Annotated in this window: 12 protein-coding genes and 1 other RNA gene; 6 read left to right on the forward strand and 7 right to left on the reverse strand. The window is 62.4% G+C overall.

Features of this window, described 5'->3' with window-relative positions; translation table 11 throughout:
- Positions 1–306: 306 nt before the first annotated feature.
- The 5 genes from hisC to gyrA all read right to left on the reverse strand — a co-directional run bounded on the left by hisC (position 307) and on the right by gyrA (position 7,377).
- The gene (gene hisC / locus AC1DN0_RS30645) at positions 307–1,422 is read right to left on the reverse strand and encodes a histidinol-phosphate transaminase (protein WP_477146241.1); all 1,116 of its coding nucleotides are present in this window, start codon (positions 1,420–1,422) and stop codon (positions 307–309) included.
- Between the two features lie 91 nt (positions 1,423–1,513).
- A complete protein-coding gene (gene pheA / locus AC1DN0_RS30650) occupies positions 1,514–2,653 on the reverse strand; it encodes a prephenate dehydratase (protein ID WP_035860282.1) in 1,140 nt (379 codons plus the stop codon).
- Positions 2,654–2,752: 99 nt separating this feature from the next.
- Positions 2,753–3,913: a 3-phosphoserine/phosphohydroxythreonine transaminase gene (serC, locus tag AC1DN0_RS30655; protein ID WP_441631160.1), complete on the reverse strand. Its 1,161-nt coding sequence runs from the start codon at positions 3,911–3,913 to the stop codon at positions 2,753–2,755.
- 122 nt (positions 3,914–4,035) lie between these two features.
- On the reverse strand, positions 4,036–4,599 hold the full coding sequence (locus AC1DN0_RS30660; protein ID WP_035860275.1) for a DUF2059 domain-containing protein: 564 nt from the start codon (positions 4,597–4,599) through the stop codon (positions 4,036–4,038).
- Between the two features lie 81 nt (positions 4,600–4,680).
- Complete coding sequence (gene gyrA, locus AC1DN0_RS30665; RefSeq protein WP_441631162.1) at positions 4,681–7,377, reverse strand: DNA gyrase subunit A; 2,697 nt, start codon at positions 7,375–7,377, stop codon at positions 4,681–4,683.
- Positions 7,378–7,834: 457 nt separating this feature from the next.
- On the opposite strand from gyrA, the gene ompA reads away from it, so the two are divergent.
- The 6 genes from ompA to AC1DN0_RS30695 all read left to right on the forward strand — a co-directional run bounded on the left by ompA (position 7,835) and on the right by AC1DN0_RS30695 (position 12,764).
- Positions 7,835–8,491: an outer membrane protein OmpA gene (gene ompA, locus AC1DN0_RS30670; protein ID WP_441631164.1), complete on the forward strand. Its 657-nt coding sequence runs from the start codon at positions 7,835–7,837 to the stop codon at positions 8,489–8,491.
- Between the two features lie 110 nt (positions 8,492–8,601).
- Positions 8,602–9,351: a bifunctional 2-polyprenyl-6-hydroxyphenol methylase/3-demethylubiquinol 3-O-methyltransferase UbiG gene (gene ubiG, locus AC1DN0_RS30675; RefSeq protein ID WP_441631166.1), complete on the forward strand. Its 750-nt coding sequence runs from the start codon at positions 8,602–8,604 to the stop codon at positions 9,349–9,351.
- A gap of 2 nt (positions 9,352–9,353) precedes the next feature.
- Positions 9,354–10,025, forward strand: coding sequence for a phosphoglycolate phosphatase (gph, locus tag AC1DN0_RS30680; protein WP_477146242.1), 672 nt, complete (start codon positions 9,354–9,356; stop codon positions 10,023–10,025).
- Positions 10,026–10,116: 91 nt separating this feature from the next.
- Positions 10,117–10,475, forward strand: a transfer-messenger RNA (tmRNA) gene (gene ssrA / locus AC1DN0_RS30685).
- 173 nt (positions 10,476–10,648) lie between these two features.
- Positions 10,649–11,893 (forward strand): tyrosine-type recombinase/integrase, encoded by a 1,245-nt coding sequence (locus AC1DN0_RS30690; protein WP_441631170.1) that lies wholly within the window; start codon positions 10,649–10,651, stop codon positions 11,891–11,893.
- A gap of 301 nt (positions 11,894–12,194) precedes the next feature.
- The gene (locus tag AC1DN0_RS30695) at positions 12,195–12,764 is read left to right on the forward strand and encodes an AbiU2 domain-containing protein (protein WP_441631172.1); all 570 of its coding nucleotides are present in this window, start codon (positions 12,195–12,197) and stop codon (positions 12,762–12,764) included.
- A gap of 1,133 nt (positions 12,765–13,897) precedes the next feature.
- Here the strand turns inward: AC1DN0_RS30695 and AC1DN0_RS30700 are convergent.
- Both AC1DN0_RS30700 and AC1DN0_RS30705 read right to left on the reverse strand, forming a co-directional pair.
- Entirely contained in the window at positions 13,898–15,319 is a 1,422-nt protein-coding gene (locus AC1DN0_RS30700; RefSeq protein ID WP_477146243.1) for a hypothetical protein, read from the reverse strand.
- 331 nt (positions 15,320–15,650) lie between these two features.
- Entirely contained in the window at positions 15,651–22,115 is a 6,465-nt protein-coding gene (locus tag AC1DN0_RS30705) for a P-loop domain-containing protein (RefSeq protein WP_477146244.1), read from the reverse strand.
- Between the last annotated feature and the right edge of the window lie 292 nt (positions 22,116–22,407).

Consider the following 22,407-nt stretch of genomic DNA (forward strand, 5'->3'; position numbering starts at 1 on the left):
CCTTGGGCAATGGCTGGAAATCGATCCAGCAAAAAGCAAGCTGCAAATCCGGCCGGTGTTCTGGCCTTCCTCGCAACGTTCTAGACTCCCCCTGGCTGTTCGGCCCGGTTCGTCTAAGCAAGAAATGGTTGGGATTGGACAGTTCAGGCCGAAACCCTCCCCTTGTCCCAACAAGGTCGATGCTCCTTACGTTGGAGCTACCCGGACACGATAGTGCGTGTCGCACGGAATCCGGCATTGTATCTCGTCTACGCCGGCCGACGGCGCCGCCAGTTGCGGCGGCACCAGCCGGCGAAGGCGCGGCGCCTACTTGAGCGCCCGTTCCAGCGCGGCGATGAAGGCCGCGTTTTCCTCAGGCAGGCCGATGGTCACGCGCAGCCATTGCGGCAGGTTGTAGTTGCCCACCGGACGCACGATCACGCCCTGCCTGAGCAGCGCCAGGTTGACGCGCGCGCCGGCGCCGTCGTCCTGGCCCACGCGCACCAGCACGAAATTGCCTGAAGATGGCACGTACTGCAGGCCGAGCCGGTCGAAGGCCGCCACCAGTTGCGCCTTGCCGGCACGGTTGCGTTCCGCGCTGCGCTTCAGGAAGGCCGTGTCGGCCAGCGCCGCCACCGCAGYGGCCTGCGCCAGGCTGTTGACGTTGAAAGGCTGGCGGATGCGGTTGAGCAGGTCGGTCAGCGCCGGCTGCGCGACCGCATAGCCGATGCGCAGGCCGGCCAGGCCATAAGCCTTGGAGAAGGTGCGCGAAACCAGCAGGTTCGGATACTTGCGGACCCACGCCACCGAGTCGTACTGCTGCGCGTCATCCAGGTATTCGTTGTAAGCCTCGTCCAGCACCACCACGACATCGGCCGGCACCTTGGCCAGGAAAGCCTCGATGGCCGCCGCCGGCAGGAAGGTGCCGGTCGGGTTGTTCGGGTTGGCGATAAAGATCAGGCGCGTATCCGGCACGATGGCGGCGGCCATGGCGTCGAGATCGTGCCCATAGTCACGGGCCTTGACCTCGATGGCGCGCGCGCCGATTTCCTGCGTGGCCAGCGCATACACCGCAAAGGAATGCTCGGCGTAGATGACCGACTCGCCCGGCTTCACCAGCGCGTGCGCGGCGATTTCCAGGATGTCATTGCTGCCGTTGCCCAGCGTGAGCCAGTCGGCCGGCACATCGAAACGGGCCGACAAGACAGCCTTCAGTTCGAAACCGTTGGCATCGGGGTAGCGGCCCAGGTCGGCGACGGCGGCGGCGATGGCCGTCCTGGCCGACTCGGGCATGCCGAGCGGGTTCTCGTTCGAGGCCAGCTTGACGATGGCGGACTCGTCCAGGCCGAATTCGCGCGCCACTTCGGAAATCGGCTTGCCCGCCACGTACGGAGAGATCGCCCGCACATACTCGGGACCGAACTGCTTGCCTTGCTCTGCCATCCTGGCTCCTTGGTGATCGTCTTTCGCGGATCGCGATCCGCGATCGCCGATCCGTTCTTCGGTCTGGCTGCCGCCCGGGCGGCAAGCCTTGCTATCGGCTGGACGGGTATGAACCCAGCACTTTGAAGTAAGCCGCGTTACGCCGGAGTTCTTCCAGTGCCCGCGCCACCGAGGCATCGTGCTGGTGCCCTTCCACGTCGACGTAGAAGTAGTACTCCCACGCGCCGCTGCGCGCCGGGCGCGACTCGAAGCGGCACATCGACACGCCGTTGTCGGCCAGCGGCGCCAGCAACTGGTAGACCGCGCCAGCCTTGTTGGGCACCGACAGGATCATCGAGGTCTGGTCGCTGCCCGAGGGCTCGGTCTCGTAGCGCCCGATCACCGCGAAACGCGTGCGGTTGTGCGGATCGTCCTGGATGTGCGTGCGCACCAGATGCAGGTGATAGCGATTGGCGGCGGACTCGCCGGCGATGGCCGCCACGGTGGGATCTTCGCTGGCCATGCGCGCCGCTTCCGCATTGCTCGATACGGCCTGGCGCTCCAGATGCGGGTAGTTGGCCGTTAGCCAGTGCTGGCACTGCGCCAGCGCCTGCGCGTGTGCGCGCACCACGGTCACGCCCTTCATGTCCGGCGACGACGCCATCAGGTTGTGATGCACCTTCAGCGCGATTTCGCCGCTGATTTTCAGCGAGGTCTGCAGGAACAGGTCCAGCGTGCGGGACACCGCGCCCTCGGTGGAATTCTCCACCGGCACCACGCCGTACTCCACGGTGCCGGCCTCCACCGCGCGGAACACCTCGTCGATGCTCGGGCACGGCACGCCGCTCACCTCGTGGCCGAAATGCGCGTACAGCGCCTGCTCGGAGAACGTGCCAGCGGGGCCCAGGAAAGCAACTTCAAGCGGCTTTTCCAGGCCGCGGCAGGCGGACATCACCTCGCGCCAGATCGCCGCCACGCTGTCGTCGAGCAGCGGGCCGGGATTGGCGCCCTGCACCTTGCGAATCACCTGCAGCTCGCGTTCCGGACGGAACACCGGCGCGCCATACTTCTTCTTGACCTCGCCCACATCGAGGGCGAGTTGCGCACGGCGATTCAACATTGCCAGCAGTTCGCGGTCCAGCTTGTCGATCTGCTCGCGCAACGGCGTCAGTTCGACGCCCAGCGCCTTCTCGGCCGCGCCATTGTCCGGCTGCGCCTCCTCCTGCGCGATGTCTTTGTCTTGATTTGTCATTGTATGAATCCGCTACGCCACGTCATTGCGAAGTGGCCCTGGAAAAAACCGAATCGGCACAGGGCGGCAGCGCCAGGAGACGCCGCCGCAAACGAAGGATCAGGCCGCGGTGCGCTCGAAGTCGCGCATGTACTCGATCAGGGCGGCGACGCCCTCGAGCGGCATGGCGTTGTAGAAGCTGGCACGCATGCCGCCGACGGACTTGTGGCCCTTGAGCTGTACCAGCCCCCTGGCGCGCGCACCGGCCAGGAAGGCATCGTTGCGCGATTCGTCAGCCAGGAAGAACGGCACATTCATGCGCGAGCGGCAGCTCGGATCGATATCGTTGCGGTAGAACGCGCTTTGATCCAAGAACTCATAAAACGCGTGCGCCTTGGCGATATTGCGTTGCTCGATCGCATCCACGCCGCCCTGCGCCTTGAGCCACTTGAAGACCAGCCCGGCGATGTAAATGGAATAGGTCGGCGGCGTGTTGTACATCGAGTCATGCTCGGCCACCAGGCGCCAGTTGAAGGCGGTGGGGCAAAGCGGATGCGCATGGCCCAGCAGGTCTTCGCGCACGATCACGATGGTCAGGCCGGCCGGCCCGATATTCTTCTGCGCGCCGCCGTAGGCCACCTGCACGCGCGACCAGTCGACCGGGCGCGACAGGATGTGGCTGGAGACGTCGGCCACCACCACCGGCCCGCCGTCGCGGTGCTGGCCGATATCGGGCACGTCCTGGAACTCGACACCGACGATGGTCTCGTTGGTGCACAGGTGTACATAGGCGGCATCGTCCGACAGGTTCCAGTCGGACACATCCGGGATACGCACGAATTTTTGCGCGGTGCTGGAGGCCGCGATATTGACCTCGCCATAGCGGCGCGCCTCCTGCTCGGACTTCACCGACCACGTGCCGGTGACAACGAAGTCCGCCTTGGGGCGTTCCGCTTTCAGGCGAGACATCAGGTTGAGCGGCACGATGCCGTTCTCGCCAATGGCACCGCCCTGCAGGAACAGGATGCGGAAATCTTTCGGCACGTGCAGCAACTCGCGCAGGTTCGCCAGCGCTTCTGCCTGGATCCCCTCGAACTCGCGGCTACGGTGGCTCATCTCCATCACCGAGACCCCGGTACCGTGCCAGGACAGCATCTCGTCGGCCGCCTGCAGCAACACTTCGGTCGGCAGGGCCGCCGGACCGGGCGAGAAGTTATAGACACGCTCGGCCACGGCGCGCTGCATCATGGCGGCAAGTGCTGGATTCTGGGGTTCGTTCATGGATCGGGATGGAAATGAAAAATGGCTGCCGGTGTTACCCAAGCAGCCATTATCCATCAAACCCGCGCCAGATAGGGGAGCCGGGGATAGTGCCCCGTACGCCCCACCGGCCCGCCGGCAAATTACTTCGAAGCGGCGGCGATTTCCTTCTCGGCTGCGTCGCGCATCGACTTGCCAACCTGCGGGCCGTACTTCTGCATCATCGAGCCCCAGATTTCCTGCGTAGCCTTGCCTTGGTTCGCCATGAACTTCTGGCCCGTGGGCGACTTCAGGAACGTGGTCAGATCCTTGATTTCCTGAGCGCTGTAGTATTTGGCGAAGGCGTCGTAGTGGGCCTTCATGGCGTCGCTCTTGAAGCCATCGGTGGTGAACGCCGTACCGGCGCCGTCCACCATGCGCTGCACGGCGCCATTCTTCTTGAGCTTGTCGACGGCGGCTTGCTTCTGCTTGTCGTTGAGCGTCTTGTTCTCGACCAGTACCTGCTCCAGAACCATGGGCGCTTCCTGCTTGGCGCCCTGCTGCCAGTTCTCGGCCTGGCCCTTGACGGCCTGGTCGGCCTGCATCACGGTCAGGAGCTCCTTGATGGCAGCGGTCTTGTCCGCATCCTGGGCATGCGCCGCGTTGGCCAGCATCATGGCCGGCACGAAGGCAGCCAGAACAGCGATACGTCGATAGGTTTTGAACATTGTGACTCCCTGGTAAATATGTCCGTTTTAGTCCCGCAGCCGGCAATCGAGTTCCGGCTATCGGGTCAATGTTGCAACAACTTACGAATTGGATCCCGTGTCAGGGGTGCCAGCCTCGGTGCCGTCCTGCGCACCTGCCCCCGGCTCTCCCTCGGCAGCAGCATCGGCCCCATCGAGTTCTTCACCCGCCACACCGTTGTCGGCGTCGCTTTCGACGATTCGCTGCAGGCCGGAAAGCTTGGTGCCTTCGTCCACGTTGATCAGGGTCACGCCTTGCGTGGCGCGGCCCATCTCGCGGATTTCAGATACGCGCGTACGGATCAGCACACCGCCGGTCGTGATCAGCATGATCTCGTCTTCCGGCGACACTAGCGCGGCAGCCACCACCCGGCCATTGCGCTCGCTGGTCTGGATCGCAATCATGCCCTTGGTGCCCCGGCCGTGTCGAGTGTACTCGGCGATCGGGGTACGCTTGCCATAGCCATTTTCGGTGGCGGTCAGCACACTGCCCACCGCTACGTCCTGCTCGCTGGTCTCGGCCGGTGCCACCAGCATGGCGATCACGGTCTGGCTTTCTTCCAGGTTCATGCCGCGCACGCCGCGCGCCTGCCGGCCCATCGGGCGCACATCGTTTTCATCGAAGCGCACTGCCTTGCCGGAGTCCGAGAACAGCATCACATCGTGCTGGCCATCCGTGACGGCGGCGCCAATCAGGTAGTCGCCCTCGTCGAGATCGACAGCGATGATGCCGGCCTTGCGCGGGTTGGAGAACTCGGTCAGCGCCGTCTTCTTCACGGTGCCGCGCGCGGTGCCCATGAAGATGAAATGCTCGGCGTCAAACTGGCGCACCGGCAGGATGACGTTGATCTTCTCGCCGTCAGACAGCGGGAACATATTGACGATCGGCCTGCCGCGCGAGTTGCGCGACCCCTGCGGCACCTCGTACACCTTCAGCCAGTACAGCCGGCCGCGGTTCGAGAAGCACAGGATGTAGTCGTGCGTGTTGGCGACGAACAGCGTGTCGATCCAGTCGTCTTCCTTGGTGGCGGTCGCCAGCTTGCCCCGCCCGCCGCGCTTCTGCGCCCGGTACTCGGAGATCGGCTGGCTCTTCATATAGCCGCTGTGCGACAGCGTGACCACCATGTCCTGCGGCGTGATCAGGTCCTCGGTATCCAGCTCGGTCGCATTGAGCTCGATATGCGAGCGGCGCAGGTCACCGAACTCCGCGCGGATGGCGGTCAGCTCGTCGGTGATGATGGTGCTGATGCGCTCCGGCCGGGACAAGATATCGAGCAGGTCGGAGATGACCGCCATGACGTCCCGGTATTCCTGGACGATCTTGTCCTGCTCCAGGCCCGTCAGGCGCTGCAGGCGCATCTGCAGGATTTCCTGGGCCTGCGAGTCGGACAGGCGGTACAGGCCGTCGCCCTGCATGCCGAAGATGGCTGGCAGGCCGTCGGGGCGGTAGGAAGCGCGGCCGCCCGGCGTGTCGCCTTCGGCGCGTGCCAGCATCTCGCGCACCAGGCTCGAATCCCACGCCTTCGCCATCAGCCCTTGCTTGGCGATGGGGGGCGTAGGCGCTGCCTTGATGATGGCAATGAACTCGTCGATATTGGCCAGCGCGACCGCCAGGCCTTCCAGCACGTGGCCACGCTCGCGCGCCTTGCGCAGCTCGAACACGGTGCGGCGGGTGACGACCTCGCGCCGGTGCGACAGGAAGCACTCCAGCATCTGGCGCAGGTTCAGCAGGCGCGGCTGGCCGTCGACCAGCGCCACCATGTTCATGCCGAAGGTATCCTGCAGCTGGGTGTGCTTGTAGAGGTTGTTCAGCACCACCTCGGGCACTTCGTTGCGCTTTAGCTCGATCACCACGCGCATGCCGGACTTGTCGGACTCGTCGCGGATATCCGAGATGCCTTCGACCTTCTTGTCCGTCACCAGCTCGGCAATGCGCTCCAGCAAGGTGCGCTTGTTGACCTGGTAGGGCAGCTCGTCGACGATGATCGCCTGGCGCTGGCCACGATCGATATCCTCGAAGTGCGTCTTGGCGCGCATGACGACGCGGCCACGGCCGGTGCGGTAGCCTTCGCGCACGCCCTGGATGCCATAGATAATGCCCGCGGTCGGGAAATCCGGCGCCGGAATCAGCTCGATCAGCTCGTCGACCGTGGCTTGCGGATTGCGCAGCAGGTGCAGGCAGCCGTCGACCACTTCGTTGAGGTTGTGCGGCGGGATATTGGTGGCCATGCCCACCGCGATACCCGACGATCCATTAATCAGCAGATTAGGGATGCGCGCCGGCAGAATCAGCGGCTCATTCTCCGAGCCGTCATAATTCGGCCCGAAATCGACAGTTTCCTTATCGATATCGAGCAACATCTCGTGGGCGATCTTGGACAGGCGGATTTCGGTATAACGCATGGCTGCCGCGTTATCCCCGTCCACCGACCCGAAATTACCCTGGCCATCGACCAGCATGTAGCGCAGGGAGAAATTCTGCGCCATGCGCACGATCGTATCGTATACAGCAGTGTCGCCGTGGGGGTGATACTTACCGATCACATCCCCTACGATACGCGCCGATTTCTTGTACGGCCGGTTCCAGTCATTGTTAAGCTCATGCATCGCATAGAGCACGCGCCGATGTACCGGCTTCAAGCCATCCCGGACATCGGGAAGCGCGCGCCCTACGATCACGCTCATTGCGTAATCGAGATAAGAGCGGCGCATTTCCTCTTCGAGGGAGACCGGAAGGGTTTCTTTGGCGAATTGATCCATTGCGGCGTGGGTTATCCGGCGAATTTAAACAGAAGGCCCCCAGGTGAATCACCATTCGCCAAGCGGCGTCCGGCAGTAGGGCAACGTGGCATTCTAACATGCGCCGCTGCCCTCCCCCGCAGCCGCCTCCCCCCCCTCCAAAGGGCCTTTGACGACGCCGGGAAACGACGAGAAAGGCCGCTGCGAAAATCCTGCAAGCCCGGCCAGACAAGGGTTTGCGGGCATCGCAAGAGCCATGTTGCACAAACACCACAGGCCCAAAACCCATTGGTGGAATCGAATATATTTACTTCTTAGGAAACGACCCTTGTGGCACAATTCCCCAGCGAAGAGCCAGACATTGTTCGAAGTGGAGCATACACCGCATCGAGAATGTTATACTCCGAAGAATGTATGACTTGTTTCCGTCCATTTGCTCGCAGTAACCCTGCGGTGATCTCATCCTGAGAGGAGAAATATGAAAAAATTTGCCAAGCTCGCGCTCGTTGCAGCTACCGCAGTAATGGCTGCATCCGCTCAAGCCCAGTCCGTCCCCTACGAAAAGAAGGCTGTGAACGATAACTGGGGCAACGGTACGAGCGAGTACGTGTGGAAGAACGGCACGAACGAGCTCTGCTGGCGCGACAGTTCGTGGACCCCGGCCACCGCCAACGCACTGTGCGACGGCGCCCTGGCTCCGGCGGCCGTTCCGGTGGCACCGCCCGCAGCGGTTGCTCCTCCGGTTGTTTCCAGCGAAAAGGTCACTTTCGCTGCTGACACCCTGTTCGACTTCGACAAGGCTGTCCTGAAGCCGGAAGGCAAGGCCAAGCTGGACGACCTGACCTCCAAGCTGTCCGGCATCACCCTGGAAGTGATTATCGCAGTTGGCCACACCGACTCGTTCGGTTCGGACAAGTACAACGATCGCCTGTCGATCCGTCGTGCTGAAGCCGTCAAGGCCTATCTGGTCAGCAAGGGCGTGGAAGCCAACCGTGTGTACACGGAAGGCAAGGGCAAGCGTCAGCTGAAGGTTGACCCGAAGTCGTGCAAGGGCAACCGCAAGGCGCAGATCGCCTGCCAGCAGCCGAACCGCCGCGTGGAAGTCGAAGTGGTCGGCACCCGCAGCGCACGTTAATCGGATCCTTTCCGATGAAAAAAAGCCCAGCGCGAGCTGGGCTTTTTTTTTGATACAGTGGCTGCATACTTTCCGCTCTCGCGCCGCCGCCTGGCCGCGCGCCAAAATCCATGACGCAGATCTCCCCTCCGCACCATCCCACCGTTGAAACCACCCAGCTCGGCAGGAATGCCGATGCCCGCGAAATCGACAAATTCAGCGAGCTGGCCCACCGCTGGTGGGACCCGGAGAGCGAGTTCAAGCCGCTGCACGAACTCAATCCCTTGCGGCTCGGCTGGATCGACGGCATTGCCGCGCTCGAGGGCAAGCAGGTGGTCGACATTGGCTGCGGGGGCGGCATCCTCGCCGAAAGCATGGCGCGAACCGGCGCCACGGTGCGGGGCATCGACTTGTCCACCAAGGCGCTCAAGGTCGCCGACCTGCACAGCCTGGAGTCAGGTGCCCCGGTGACCTATGAAGAAATCGCTGCCGAGGCGCTGGCTGCCCGCATGCCTGCCGGTTTCGACGTAGTGACCTGCATGGAAATGCTGGAGCACGTGCCGGACCCGCAGTCGATCGTGCGAGCCTGCGCAACCCTGGTACGGCCGGGCGGGCATGTGTTCTGCTCCACCATCAATCGCAATTTCAAGGCCTATATGCTGGCCGTGGTCGGCGCCGAGTACGTACTCAGGATGCTGCCGCGCGGCACGCATGACTACGACAAGTTCATCACGCCGTCTGAGCTCGCGCGCTATGCGCGCAATGCAGGGCTTGAACTCGTCGAGATGCGCGGCATGAGCTACAACCCGCTGACCCAGGTCTACTCGCTGGGCAAGGACACCGATGTGAATTACCTGATGGCGTTTCACCGCCCCGCCTGAATATGCGCACCTACGACGCAGTCTTCTTCGATCTCGACGGCACCCTCGCCGACACGGCCCCGGATCTGGCCGCGGCAGCCAACCGGCTGGTCACCGAGCATGGCCGCCCTCCCGTGGCGTACGAGCAACTCCGTCCGGTCGCTTCGCACGGCGCCCGTGGACTGATCGGCGCGGCCTYTGGCAAGAGCCCGGCCGACCCTGAGTTTCCCGGCCTGCGAGACACGTTCCTGGACTATTACGAGGCCGACATCGCGGTGCATACACGCCTGTTCGATGGCATGGCCGAGGTCCTGGACGCGCTGGAAACCGCCGGCATCCGCTGGGGCATCGTCACCAACAAAATCACCCGCTTCACCGCGCCGCTCGTCGCCGCCATCGGCCTGGCGCCCCGCGCCTCGGCGGTGGTCAGCGGCGATACCACGGCGCACGCCAAGCCCCACCCGGCACCGCTGCTCCACGCGGCTGACATCAGCGGCGTGGCGCCCGAACGCTGCGTGTATGTCGGCGACGACCTGCGCGACATCCAGGCAGGCAAGGCCGCCGGCATGATCACGATCACCGCCGCCTATGGCTACTGTGGCGATGGCGAACCGCCCGAGGCATGGGGCGCCGACTACCTGGTGCGCCACCCAAGCGAACTGATCGCGCTGCTGGCTCCGGCGGGAGCGCGCTGAGGTCGGAAAGGCTCCCTGGGAACCCGCCAACACGTCGGGCCTCCAACGGAGTACAATCTCAGTTCTTGACACTGTTCACACAGTTCACGCAGGGGCCGACCTGGTTTCGACGTGGGTTACAAAGCAGTGGAGGGCATACCGAGGACCCGTCACCTCGTTAATCAATGGGAATGCAATAACTGCTAACGACGAACGTTACGCACTGGCCGCTTAATTGCGGCCGTCCTCGCACTGGCTCGCTGGCGGGCTAGAGTCGCAAGACTACGCGAGGTCATATACGCCAGATAAGCCCTGAGTGAGTCACGAACCCAGGGACGAAAATCTAGTGACTCGCCGTTGTAGAGCGTGTTCGTCCGCGATGCACCGGTTAAATCAAATGACAGAACTAAGTATGTAGAACTCTCTGTGGAGGGCTTGCGGACGCGGGTTCGATTCCCGCCGGCTCCACCAAATACTAGTTTCAGGTTAATCCTGGACATTCCAAAAGCCCGGTATATCCGGGCTTTTTCTTTGGTTTCACGGGATTTAGCGTCCCACACGGTATCAGGGCATTTCTTTACAGCCCAAGCATTTTGGGGGTAATTTTCGGGGTAGCTTGTCACCCCCGAAATAGTTACCCCCAAATGCCACTCACCGACACCGCCATCAAGAACGCCAAGCCAGGCGAGAAGCCCGTCAAGCTGTATGACGCAGACGGCCTGCTGCTGTGGGTTGCCCCCAGCGGCGGCAAGTGGTGGCGACTCAAATACCGGCTTGGGGGTAAGGAAAAGATGCTTTCCCTTGGCACGTACCCCGAAGTGGGTTTGCGTGAAGCCCGCGAGCGCCGCGACGAGGCCCGCCGGCGGCTGGCCGATGGCATCGACCCCAGCGCCCACCGCAAAGCGGCCAAGAGCACCAAGGCGCTGCGAGAGGCCAACAGCTTCGAGCTGGTCGCCCGCGAGTGGCACGCAAAGTACGCGAGCACCTGGTCAGCTAGCCACGGCGTGCGCATCCTGCGCCGTCTGGAGGCCAATGCCTTCCCCTGGATTGGCGGCAGGCCCACGGCCGACCTCAAGCCAGCCGACGTACTGGAAGTGCTGCGGCGGGTGGAGCGCCGCGGCACTCTGGAAACCGCTCACCGCCTACGCGACAACATCGGCCAGGCCATGCGCTACGCAGTGGCCACCGGCCGTGCCGAGCGAGATATCACCGCCGACTTGCGCGGCGCCCTGCCACCGGTCCAGAAACAGCACTTCGCGGCGATCACCGAGCCCACCAAGGTGGGCGAGTTGCTGCGGGCCATCGACGGCTATACCGGCACCTTCCCCGTGACGTGTGCCCTCAAGCTCGCACCCCTACTGTTCCAGCGCCCCGGCGAACTGCGCCTGGCCGAGTGGCCGGAGTTCGACCTGGACGGCGCCACATGGGAAATTCCGGCTGGACGCATGAAGCGGACCAAGCAAGGCAAGGCCGAGGGATCGGCGCACATCGTGCCGCTGCCGAGTCAAGCGGTCGCCATCCTCCGCGAGTTGCACGCCTTGACTGGCACTGGCCGCTATGTGCTGCCTGGCGTTCGCTCGCCCAGCCGCCCCATGAGCGACAACACCATCAACGCCGGCCTCCGGCGCATGGGCTACGACAACGAAACCATGACAGGCCATGGTTTCCGGGCCATGGCGCGCACCATACTGGACGAAGTGCTAGCCTTCCCGCCCGCCATCATTGAGGCCCAGCTCGCGCACGCCGTCAAAGATCCGCTCGGCCGGGCGTACAACCGCACGGCACATTTGCCGCAGCGGCGTGACATGATGCAGCGTTGGGCCGACTACCTGGACGAGTTGAAGCGGGGCGCGCAGATCCTGCCGTTTGGCAACGGGCAGGCGGCCTAGGTGGACACCGCCAACGCCCGGCAAATCGGCCTATTGGGCGGCTGGGCCGACGAACAACGGCAACGGGTCTGCCCCTAGCCGCTCCGCTGATCGAGGCTGGATTTTTGACCCCCCCCTCCCTAAAAATCCGCGCCGCACAGAGACACGACTAGGCACACGGTCGTAGAAGCCGGAGCGGGAGTTTTTACCCCCCTGCAGCCGCGCCGGCGCACCAAGTAAAGACCCGGCCTTTGGCGCCCTACCGACCAGCACTCACGCTATGCGATAGTTCTGCCCACCTCCACCAATATTGGACTTAGCCATGAGCAGTGCACACGCGATAACGCAACACCTGATTGAGGAAGGCACAGCGGCCAAGGCGCATTTCCAGATCTGGTGGGCACTTCGCAATCTGGCGATACCCAAGTATCTGCGCACCATGAGCGAGCTGAGTTACGTTGATTTCTTCCACGCGTCTAATGCGGGGCATTACAAGCTGTTCTTCATCTCCCTATCAAAGATCTTTGATCGCGACGACCGTGTCGCAGGCATTAGCCAACTCAAGAAGGCACTGCGCGCTGAAGGACGCACACAATGTGCGCTTCGCATAGCGAGAGCCCTGAAACCGCTTGAACCTAAGATCAAGAGCGTCCTGGCGATTCGCAACAAGACTATTGCTCATAACGAGTATGCGATCCCGCGAAAGAAGGTCTATGACGTCAACGGGATCACCCCGAATGAACTGAGGGAGATCATCAACGTGGTCTGTGAAGTGATCAACGGCACCGCCAGGGAGTTGGGGATTACCAATACGATCTTCGACAGTGACCGTGGAGAGCGTGCAACCCTGGCCATGCTCGAAACGCTCCAGAAGGGCCACGCTAAAAGCTAGCACCATGTGATAGGGCTCGACTAACTAACTCACCCTAGGAGGCTTTCTATCTAGAAAACGTTCGGGGTGCGAATGACCCCCATGAGATCGGACCCCGGAAGGACCCGCGTGCACCTGACTGCACCCGGAGGGGTTCCCCACCTAGGGTGGGAGGTGCGGAGCACCCCTGCCATATGCCATTCATATTTTCTGACTGAATCGGCGACATCCCCACACAATTCAGTCGATCAACTTGGAAGTCGTTCTCAAAACTTGGTGACAGTGGTGACACCCTATGGACAAGTGCCGCCAGCCGCTCTAGATCAACGGTTTGCGCGTCACCAAAAACGGCTGGTGACGCGGGTACCGAACTGGTGACGCTGGTGACAAGTGGCACCAGGCCTGACAGTGAATCAACAGTTTCCGGGCGACAGCGAACACCAATAGGTCAAGCAAACCCGCTGCGACGATTATTCAGATATTTTCAACAAACCACCCTCTAGAGCCTCGCCACCGCCCCTTCAGCCTATTGGGGCTAGGCTCAATCGGTCCGTTCTGTCGCGCGAATAGAGCCTCCACCAGGCCGCCGCCGCCGCACCGCCAGGCGCTCACGCTGCAGCCCGTCACGGCCCGCCTGAGCGGGACGTGGGGCGTCACCACCTGGTCGACTTCGAGCGGCGAGCCTGCGGCCCGCTGCAGGCCCTGCCGACACACTACCGCCTGATCTATCGTGATGGTGGACGGCGCTGCCGCGCCGGGTGGCTGGCCACTGGCATTGGGATACGGGCACGTCGCCGGCACGCGTGCCTTGGAGCTAACCAGCARCTCGCCGGACACCGCGCAAATAGAGCCTCCGCCAGGCCGCTACCGCCGCACCGCCAGGCGCTCACGCTGCAGGCCACCGCGACACGCAGGAGCGGACCGTAGGGCGTCACCACTTGGTTGGCATCGAGGGGCGAGCCTGCGGCCCGCTGCGGGTGTTACCAGGATCTACCGTGATGGTGGACTGCGCTGCCGCCGCGGGCTTTAAGGCCGTGACAGCGTCCATCGCACGATCCATTTTCTAGGGATTTTTCAGAGGTTGCGTCCATACCTCTGTCGGATGGCTGGCCGTCGCTTACCGGGCCACGAGGGGTCACTCGCCCCCCCCGTATCTATCGAGGCTTGGGCGGCTGCCATCCAGTTACCGGCCCAACATGGACCGTGATGCCGTATRCGTACCCATCCTGATTGTACGGTGCCCCACGGTACAGGACGGCCTCGCATTTGCTGGCCAGCTCCCGATAAATCGCATTGTCTGTCGCGCAGCTATAGAGCAAGGCAACGCTAAACGTTCGATCATTGTCACTTGCAGTCACGAGCGTATATAGCGCTTTGTCGTCTGGCTCACCGACAATCACCTGCCATCCCGCATTTCGCAGCGGGCGAACCAAGTCATCGATACAATCCTCCGCCAGAATTGCCTTACGCAGTAACACGCCATTGTCGGTTGGCATCTCTGGCACGAGTCGACCATGCTCATGGTAAGTCTTTTGCTCAATGATTTTGAGTGTAGCTTGGGCCTGCCCTTGGAACAGGGCCTGCTGCCAGAGCAATTTGCTGTCCTCGTTCATTTCAGGGAAGAACAGCGAAACGCTGTTTGACTCGTCATGCCATGCTTCGATTACCCCCATCGTTGCCAAAGCCACGATCAACCGGGTGAAATTCGAGGACTGTTGCCAATCTGACGATACCCCGTGAGCAAACAGATGCCTATTGAGCCAAGTAGTCCCATCGTACTGGGCAGTATTTTGAAAGAAGGAAGTTTTCAGCCAGCGGCGAAACGACTCAAATGTGAAGACACGCTCGTCCAACGGGTAGAGGTACTCGAGAGTCAAATACTCTTGCGGAACCCATGTCCGGTAAAAATGCAGCCGGGCAGCACATTCGATGGCTCGATCAATCGCTTGATCAATTCTCTCTGCTATCGAAGGTTCGCCCCCACCTTGGCTAACGATTCGCGTCAGTGCTCCTTCCAAGGCCGGAATCAGGGCGGAGATGCTGGATGCGCGATAGCCGCTATAAAAGGCAAGATATGCCTCCCTTGCCAAGGGAACTACTTCCCGAAGACTACGCGCTGCAGGCATGATTTGCGCAATGCACACCGCCTGAAACGGAAGCGTGTATATGGTCGATGTATGGTAGTTGAAAAGCTGGAGTGCTCGCTCCTTAGAGCAATCCTCGACAGCCTTAAGCAGCTCCCGGGTTTGGCCCATGGATACCCAAAGAGGGGAAAACCACTCTAGCTTGTCCCAAAGCCCAGCGTCTCTATCCGCAAACTGGCGACGCAACTGCCAGTTTGCGTCCCCCTCTGGCGGAATTTTCGGGAAACCTGCCTCCTGCCCATTTACCGTCAGCACAATGCTCTTCGTGGTAACAAACGTCCCGATATCGCGTTCCTCCACCTGATCAACAGTTAGGCCCCGCTCGCTCGCCCACTTCTGAATCAATTCCGGGCTGAGACTATCTAACGATTGACACCTGCGAGCCCGATTCCACAGGCCTCTGAAATGGTCTTCCAATGTGGGATAGCTCATATGGATAGTTCAGCCTCATGGGAAAGATACTCGCTGCAGCCATCACGGGCCGCTTGAGCGGGGCATAGGGTGTCACCACCTGGTCGGCATCGAGGGGCGAGCCAGCGCCCCCCCGCAGGYGTTGCCGTTGCTTCACCGCCGGATCAATCGTGATGATGTACGGCGCTGCCACACCGGGTGCCAGCCTACTGGTGAAACTCCATCCTATTGACATCCGAAACTTGCGCCGCCACCGCGGGCCTTAAGGCCATGACAGCGTCCATCGCACGAATGCCGTGCTGCGCAGTTTCATTGGGTTGGCGGCACCTGTCAGCGAGAGAATCGGGCGCCGCTAGTAATTCGATTCGTGCAGTTCGTTGGTTCGCCCCGGGTGTAGGCTGACCGCCAGCGATGGTGTCACGCGCACGACCCCGGTAGTGTGCCAGAAGCGAGAGCGCTCGCCGCCGAAGCCCTCTTGATAGCTTCGCAAGCGGACCAACAGGAGAAGATCCGCGTCGCTCGCCGCCAAATATTCGCGAACGAAGGACGCGCGGCAGAGCAGTCGCGCCCCCTTCGTGCGGCGTTCTCGCCGGCGACTGGACTCCATCCACACCTCAGAGCGAACCAAGACCTCACCCGACGGGCTCACCCATGCGCGGCCGAACGTGTCGGTCGGCGTAAGCTGCCCAAAGTCGATGGCCGCCTGGCTCAGTCGCCGCCGCTGGGCGGCACCCGACACGCCCAACGAATCGGCCACATCCAGTCGCGCGTCGTCGTCCCAGACCACGACCCACGGCAAGTATGGCGCGTTCCGCCGCACCTCGGTCGCGTCGCCATCCTCATAAGGTTGCAGTCGCGGGAAGTATGCACGGAAGGGATCCGCCGCAGCGACGGACTCGGCCAAGGCGATACTCTCGCCGCGCGGCGCCAGGGCAGACACCACGTGGATGCCAACGCCCTCAGTGGAATTCCAGTCCCCATCTACGACCAACCAGTCGCTAACAGTCGGATCGATGCCAAGCAGCGCCTGCAACGTCGTCGGATCACTCGTCAGCTCAACTCCCTGCGGGCCCACGACGCGCAACGTGGTCCGCGTATCCACAGGTTGCCAGTCGGTGCCGTCTGCCAACCATAAGCCGTCCGCATGGGTGACAACCTGACGCCCCAGCCACTCGCCCCACGGATCGTTGTCGCCGTACGGCCCGAGCACGACAGGATATCGGGCGAGTAAATCGCCAGCGACGCCGTGCAAGGCATGCCAGCACAACTGCTCGCCGTACGTGTGATAGTCCGGGTTGATGCCACGGACGTAGTCGCGGCGGGACCGCGATCTGCCCTTTGCTTCGTGCATGTACGTGATGTCGGCATCATGACGACGCACCCAGACAGTCATGGCGTCCACCGTTTCCCAATGCGGACGCCTGAACAGGTTAGCCACGTGCGCGACGTCGTCCTTGTCGAAGTCGTAGTCCAGATGCAACTCCGGTTCGGGTTTGGCAACGCTTTCGGGCCGCGACCGCCGATACGAGCTGCCTGCATAGTCCTTCGACAGCTTGTTTGGATAAGGCGAGAAATTGACCGCTTCCAGCGCTTCCATCTTGGACTTCGGCAGCGTGATCTCTCCGCGTTGCGCGCACGCGACCAGCGCCCCTGCGGCGAAGTGCTTGCGAAGCACATGATGGTCCACTGGGTCAAAGGCGATCTTCTCCAGAAACGTGCGGTGCCGTGCGATCTGGGCGGGTGCCTCCAGGGCGATCCGGGCCATAGCTATCAAGAGCCAAAGCTGCGCGTGCAGGTAGAAGAACGGCAGTTCGGGCGCCTGAAAGCAGGGAGCATAACGTCGATCGAAGTGCGCGATGACGGCATCCAGCACGTCAGCACGGCCCAACCGGATCGCGGTGCGCAAGCTGTGGGCGGCCATCCACCGTCGCTCGCCCACCGGCGAACCCAGCACAAACCAGATCAGCCCAGCCGTCGTTTCGACAGGGTCGCCGCTTGGATACAGGTCTGCCTTCCAAGGACCATCTGCCGTGCTGGAGGCAAGTTTCGCCGGACCACTTTGGAGCAGACGCGTCAATGCTGCCCGGCCCACGCCCGGCATCGCCACCGCATTAAGTTCCGCCGCAAAGTTGAGCCACACAGACGCCGGCACTGGCGATTTCGGATGCGACAACTCCCGAATCAGGAGCATCAACAGCGTGCGGCGATCAATGTCGCAGACATCTTGGAACGCCTTGACATGGTACGTCGAAAGATAATCCGATGAGATGAACTCAAGGGCGTTCTCGCAAACGATGATTTCGGCGCAGTCCCGCAATGCCATACCTACTGCCACAGAGGCGCCGGACCACTGCTCCTTGCACTGCCGAAGCTCATGCTCCTTGTCGTACAGGTCGAGCAAGCCTTGGCGCGCGATGAGGTCGATGTACTGCGGCCAGTCTGGAAACGCCACCTTCGCCCGCAACACCTCAAGGACGTCACGCGCGAATCGCGTTCCGGTTCGCACTGCACCTGCCGCCTCGAGCGCTCGGGCCACTGAGACGTCATCGAGCGGGTTCAGATCGGCCGCAAGGGCCAGGACAGCCGCCCGGGCCGCCTCTTCTTCGGTCCGCCAGTCGACTGTACTTTGCTTGGGCTCGGAGGCACGCCAGTTGTTGAGCGTGTTGTAGTCGTCACGCGACACCTCGATCCTTTTGGCCGCAGCCGAAAGGTAACCGTATTCCCACGACGTTTCGCCCAACACCTCCTTAGCGAACCGCGCGAGGACCCGTGGGGTCTCAGCACTCAAGGATCCTGGGTTGTTTTGCAGATACTGGGCGACCAGTTCACGCACTAGGGGCCCGTGTTGCCCACTGACCTTGGTCTCGAGCGTGGCGACCAACTGCTCCGTGCCACAGACATAGAGCTCGGCAGGTTTGGAAAGCCTCAGCAAGGTCACGGCGAGGGCAGGATCGAGCTGGTCGTCTTGGACCAGGGCCCGCAGGTAGGGCAGCAAGGTGTAGTCGAGTGAAATTCGATCTCGGTCTTCCCACCGCGCTAGTTTTGCCAGCCCCTTCAGGCCAGACGCCTTGGCCATCGCGTTGCCATACATTCCCCAGTGGAACTTCTGCTCCTCGCCAAGATTAAGTTCGCAGATGTTGGACAAGGTATGACTATCTCGATCGTCAATGTGGCGGCCTTGCAGCGTGCTGGCGAGGTGCATCAATCCATCCACGAATCGGTAGTCGCCGGAGCCGATGGCGTCCATCTGATCCAGGCCCCGCCTGAAGTACTCGGCCGCTTCGGCAGGACTGGCCACCGCCATAGCCCGGCCGAGGCGGGCGAAATACCCGGCTCGCTCCCCTACTTCATCTTCCTGTTCGATCGCCGTGCTCGTTTTGACGGCGAGCGCGCCGGCCAACGCCTGAAAGGCCGGGCGAGAGGCCAGCAGCGCTACCAGCCCGATGACCTTCGCCACCGGCGTCGTCCCAGGCTCGGTGGCGTCAGCTGCGAACATCGAGACCTCGGGCGCAGTCACGTCGGGGTTCGCGGCGAGCGCGAGGGTCAACAGGCGCTCTCCGACCGCGTTGTGCTGCCGCTGGGTTTCCTTGGTGCTGGAGTAATGGTCTTCCTTGACGCGCAACTCCTTCCACAGGCTCGTCAGTGGCGACAGTGTGGCCGCGGCACGACCGCGTCCATCGCCCAAGGCCTGTGCGAACGCGTTCGCGACCTTCACCCAAGTCGACAGGCGTTGATTGAGAAAGCGCTCCGCCGACGTCTTTTCGTCATTGCTGATCCGTTCCTTGGCTTCGGGCGACTTGCTCTTCGCTCGGTATTCCGCTTCGAGCTCCGCTTGAAGAGCTATGCGGAATTCGTCTCCCTGCAGGTCGGCCGGAACCTTGCTAGCGAGTTCGATCAGCTCGCGCGGCAGCAGGTGCCGCTCGTCGATCGGCTCACCGTCCGCGATCCGCGAGATGACCTGTCGCGCCACGTACGGGTAGACCTCGCCCGTCCAATAGGCCTCCCGGAAGGTGTACAGCGTCGGCGGCGCCAGCGGCAGGGCGTCAACGATCGCTTTGGCTTCCGCGGGCATTTCTAGCACCAGGGCGGTCGCTGCAGCCTCGAGAAGACCGCGAACGATCGCGCGCTCGTCGGGTCTGTAGTGCTCCTCACCCAGATCGACTGCTTCCTTTTTGACGCACACTTCGGCTAGGGCGCCAATTAGGGCACGTCGGCGACCATCGTCGCTAGTCGCGAACCGGACTGCCGCCGCCAGAGGGCCGGCCGTGTCTAGGCCGGCCAAGTACCTGTTCATAACGTCGGGGGGGAGGACGCGCTTGGCTTCCGGACGGCTCGCCAGTTCAAACGTCGCCTTCGCCACTTCATAGGCGTACCAGTCAATCCACCCCTTTAAGTCGCGCGCCGCTTCCTCACCGTTGCCGTTCGCCAAGTGGCAGAACGGTATCGCCGCCATGTCCATGACCGTCGGGCTGGTACGGTCCTGAAAATGGTCGGGCTTTTGTTGGTAGTAGTGTGCACGCCATTCGAAGACCCATTGCGCATGTCGGACGGCGTCGGCGACCTCACCCATAAGCGCATGGGCGATGGCAAGGCGCGCATGGCGAGACCCGGCCCACTTGGTCCGAGCCTCGAACAGGCGTCGCAACGACTCGATATCACCCGAGGTCACAACGAGATCGGGGTTATCCAGAAGGTACTGAGTCCCGCGCTGATCCATCGCAGCCAGCGTGGACATTTCAACCAGTAGCGGAACCAAATGATCGAGGTCGTTCTCGCGAACCGAATGCCCCACAGCCGCCCTCAAGCGCGCGTGCCGAATTGATTGCTGCCCTACCTTGCTGGTGATAGCCGCCGGCAGCCTTTCATCGAACGCCAGTCGAAACAGGCGCTCGCCATCCGACAGTTGCAGGAGTAGGTCCGGCAGGGTTGTGGCTGCGTAGACCGAAGTCGACTGCATCGCTAGGAGATTGTCGGCCAGGACGCGCAATGTCGTTGCATCGGCGGCATAGTCGCGTCGAATCAAGGTCTCCGTGGGCTCGTCGCGAAACATCAGCCCATGGCTCGTCTGTTCGATCAGTGGCGCCAGATCAGCCGCGAAGCTCTTCACGGCACCTTCCGGCATACCATTGACCTGTGCGAACTCCTTAAGCGGCACTGGTGGCGGCAGCGTGGCCAAGCCGGCGAGAAACGCCCGAATGTTCGCGTCGGGGTTGCCCAGCTTCCTCGCCTCGGCAAGCGCGTCCGAGATGCGCTGTCGAATCAGGTCGTCTAGCTCGATGAGCTTGCCTACCTCCGACGGCGCCAGCAGATCCGGCTCCTTCGCCAGATGCTCGAGGACACGCGCGTTTCCCAGCGAGCGGGATTGAGCAACTTGCACCATCGCTTCCGTCAGCTTCGGGACACGGGAGGCAAGAAACGTACTCGTTTCCGGCTCCGTAAAAGGCTGGAGCTCCAGTTCCTCGCAGGAGGCATCGCCGGTTGCGGCGCGGCGGCGATGGCTCCGGGCGCTGACCACCACCACCAGGCCCGGAATTGGCCTGCCGTGTTCAAGGCTTTGGAGCAATAGCTTCGGAAAGGTGTCCTGACCGCGATCACGCGCCAGCTCGTTCGCGTTGTCGATCGCGTCCAAGCACAGGATCAGTTGCCGATCGGCCGAGCCGCGGCGCAGGGTGGCAACCACCTGCTCGAGGCGCGCACGGAACGCGCGGAGAATGTCTTCGCTGTTGCTCGTGGAGGGGAGTAGCGGATCGCACAAGCCGCGGCAAGCCAAGTCATTGGCGATGTGGACGAGGCCTCGTCCGGGCAAGTGCCTGGCATCGTCTGGGGCGCGGTATTGACCCATGCCGAAGCAGTCGAACAACACAGTCTCGTGCGACGCCGACAGGCGGGCCACCAGGGAGCTCATAAAGACCGTCTTGCCCACGCCACCTTCAGCATGGATGATCAATGGCTTGGTGAGCCGCTGGATCCAGGCGACGGCATCGTCCAGTTGCACGCGATCGACAATCGCACCCACCGCAGGAAAGCTTGCTGGACAAGGCAGCAGATCACGCTCGTCGGAAAGCTGAAGCGCCGCGAAGACATCCGTGCGCGCGATCATGTTCCGATGCTGCTTCGCGAGCCCAGCCTTATCGCGTGCCATCTCTCGGATGTTATTGAGGCGAATGACAGCCATGTGGTCTCGTGCCGGCGACCAATCGGCCAGCGTGATGGCCAGTTCCTCCTTGTTGGAGCGCAAGTCGCCAGTCAGACCGATCATCTCAACGCGTGCGACGAACTCGGCGAGGTCCTTGCCCGTCAACCTGCAAGCAGCGATGACCTGGGTCGCCTGATCTTTCGCCTCACCTTCGAGCGGGGCGCCTTGGGCCAGACCCCGCAACGCGTCGACCAAGGCTGCGGCGATAGGGCGATTCGTGACCAGCTCGAAGCGAAGCTTGTCCCTTGCCTTTTGGGTACCATTGTCGCGCTTGCACGCACGGTAGGTCCGCGCGAATTTGCCCAAGGTCTTCTTGGCATCCGAGGCGCGGAAAGGCTTGAGTTCCGCGGCCTTGGAATACTTCACCTGCACGACCACGATCCGCCGCGCATCGGAGAATGTCGCGCGCCGGCCAAAGTACAACACCGCATCGGCGATCTCGTTGGCTTCGGCAGTGACGAGCTTCTGATCCTCTTCGCCAAACCCCTCGATGGCGATTCCGACGAGATCGTCTCTGGGCAACAAAAGTCCCAGGCATTTGCGCGCTACCCACGCCTCATGGAATTCGTGACCATCCCTGGATGCCCRCACACTGTCGAACGTCATTCGTACCTTTGCCATTGCGATTCCGCTGGAGTTCCAGAAAGGATACTTGAAGTCACGGGAGCGGGCGTACTTATGCCTTGGAGCTGGCCAGCCGCTCGCCGGCCGCCGCGGGAACAGGGTCTCCACCAGGCCGCCATGGCCGCCCCCCCAGGCGCTCACGCTGCAGGCCATCACGGCACGCCTGAGCGGGGCTCAAGGTGTCACCACCTGGTCGGCATCGAGCGGCGAGCCTCGGCGGTACATCGTCGCCCACCCACCATATGAGTAGACCGGCACCGCTGGCGCCTGGCCGCCCTGATACACTCAG

Source organism: Cupriavidus sp. 05N39 (genome assembly GCF_056397325.1).

Bases quoted from the DNA above. Each gene is read 5' to 3' on its own strand.
- gyrA (WP_441631162.1), bottom strand. From the start codon at position 7,377: ATGGATCAATTCGCCAAAGAAACCCTTCCGGTCTCCCTCGAAGAGGAA.
- serC (WP_441631160.1), bottom strand. From the start codon at position 3,913: ATGAACGAACCCCAGAATCCAGCACTTGCCGCCATGATGCAGCGCGCC.
- AC1DN0_RS30660 (WP_035860275.1), bottom strand. From the start codon at position 4,599: ATGTTCAAAACCTATCGACGTATCGCTGTTCTGGCTGCCTTCGTGCCG.
- ompA (WP_441631164.1), top strand. From the start codon at position 7,835: ATGAAAAAATTTGCCAAGCTCGCGCTCGTTGCAGCTACCGCAGTAATG.
- pheA (WP_035860282.1), bottom strand. From the start codon at position 2,653: ATGACAAATCAAGACAAAGACATCGCGCAGGAGGAGGCGCAGCCGGAC.
- AC1DN0_RS30695 (WP_441631172.1), top strand. From the start codon at position 12,195: ATGAGCAGTGCACACGCGATAACGCAACACCTGATTGAGGAAGGCACA.
- ubiG (WP_441631166.1), top strand. From the start codon at position 8,602: ATGACGCAGATCTCCCCTCCGCACCATCCCACCGTTGAAACCACCCAG.
- AC1DN0_RS30690 (WP_441631170.1), top strand. From the start codon at position 10,649: ATGCCACTCACCGACACCGCCATCAAGAACGCCAAGCCAGGCGAGAAG.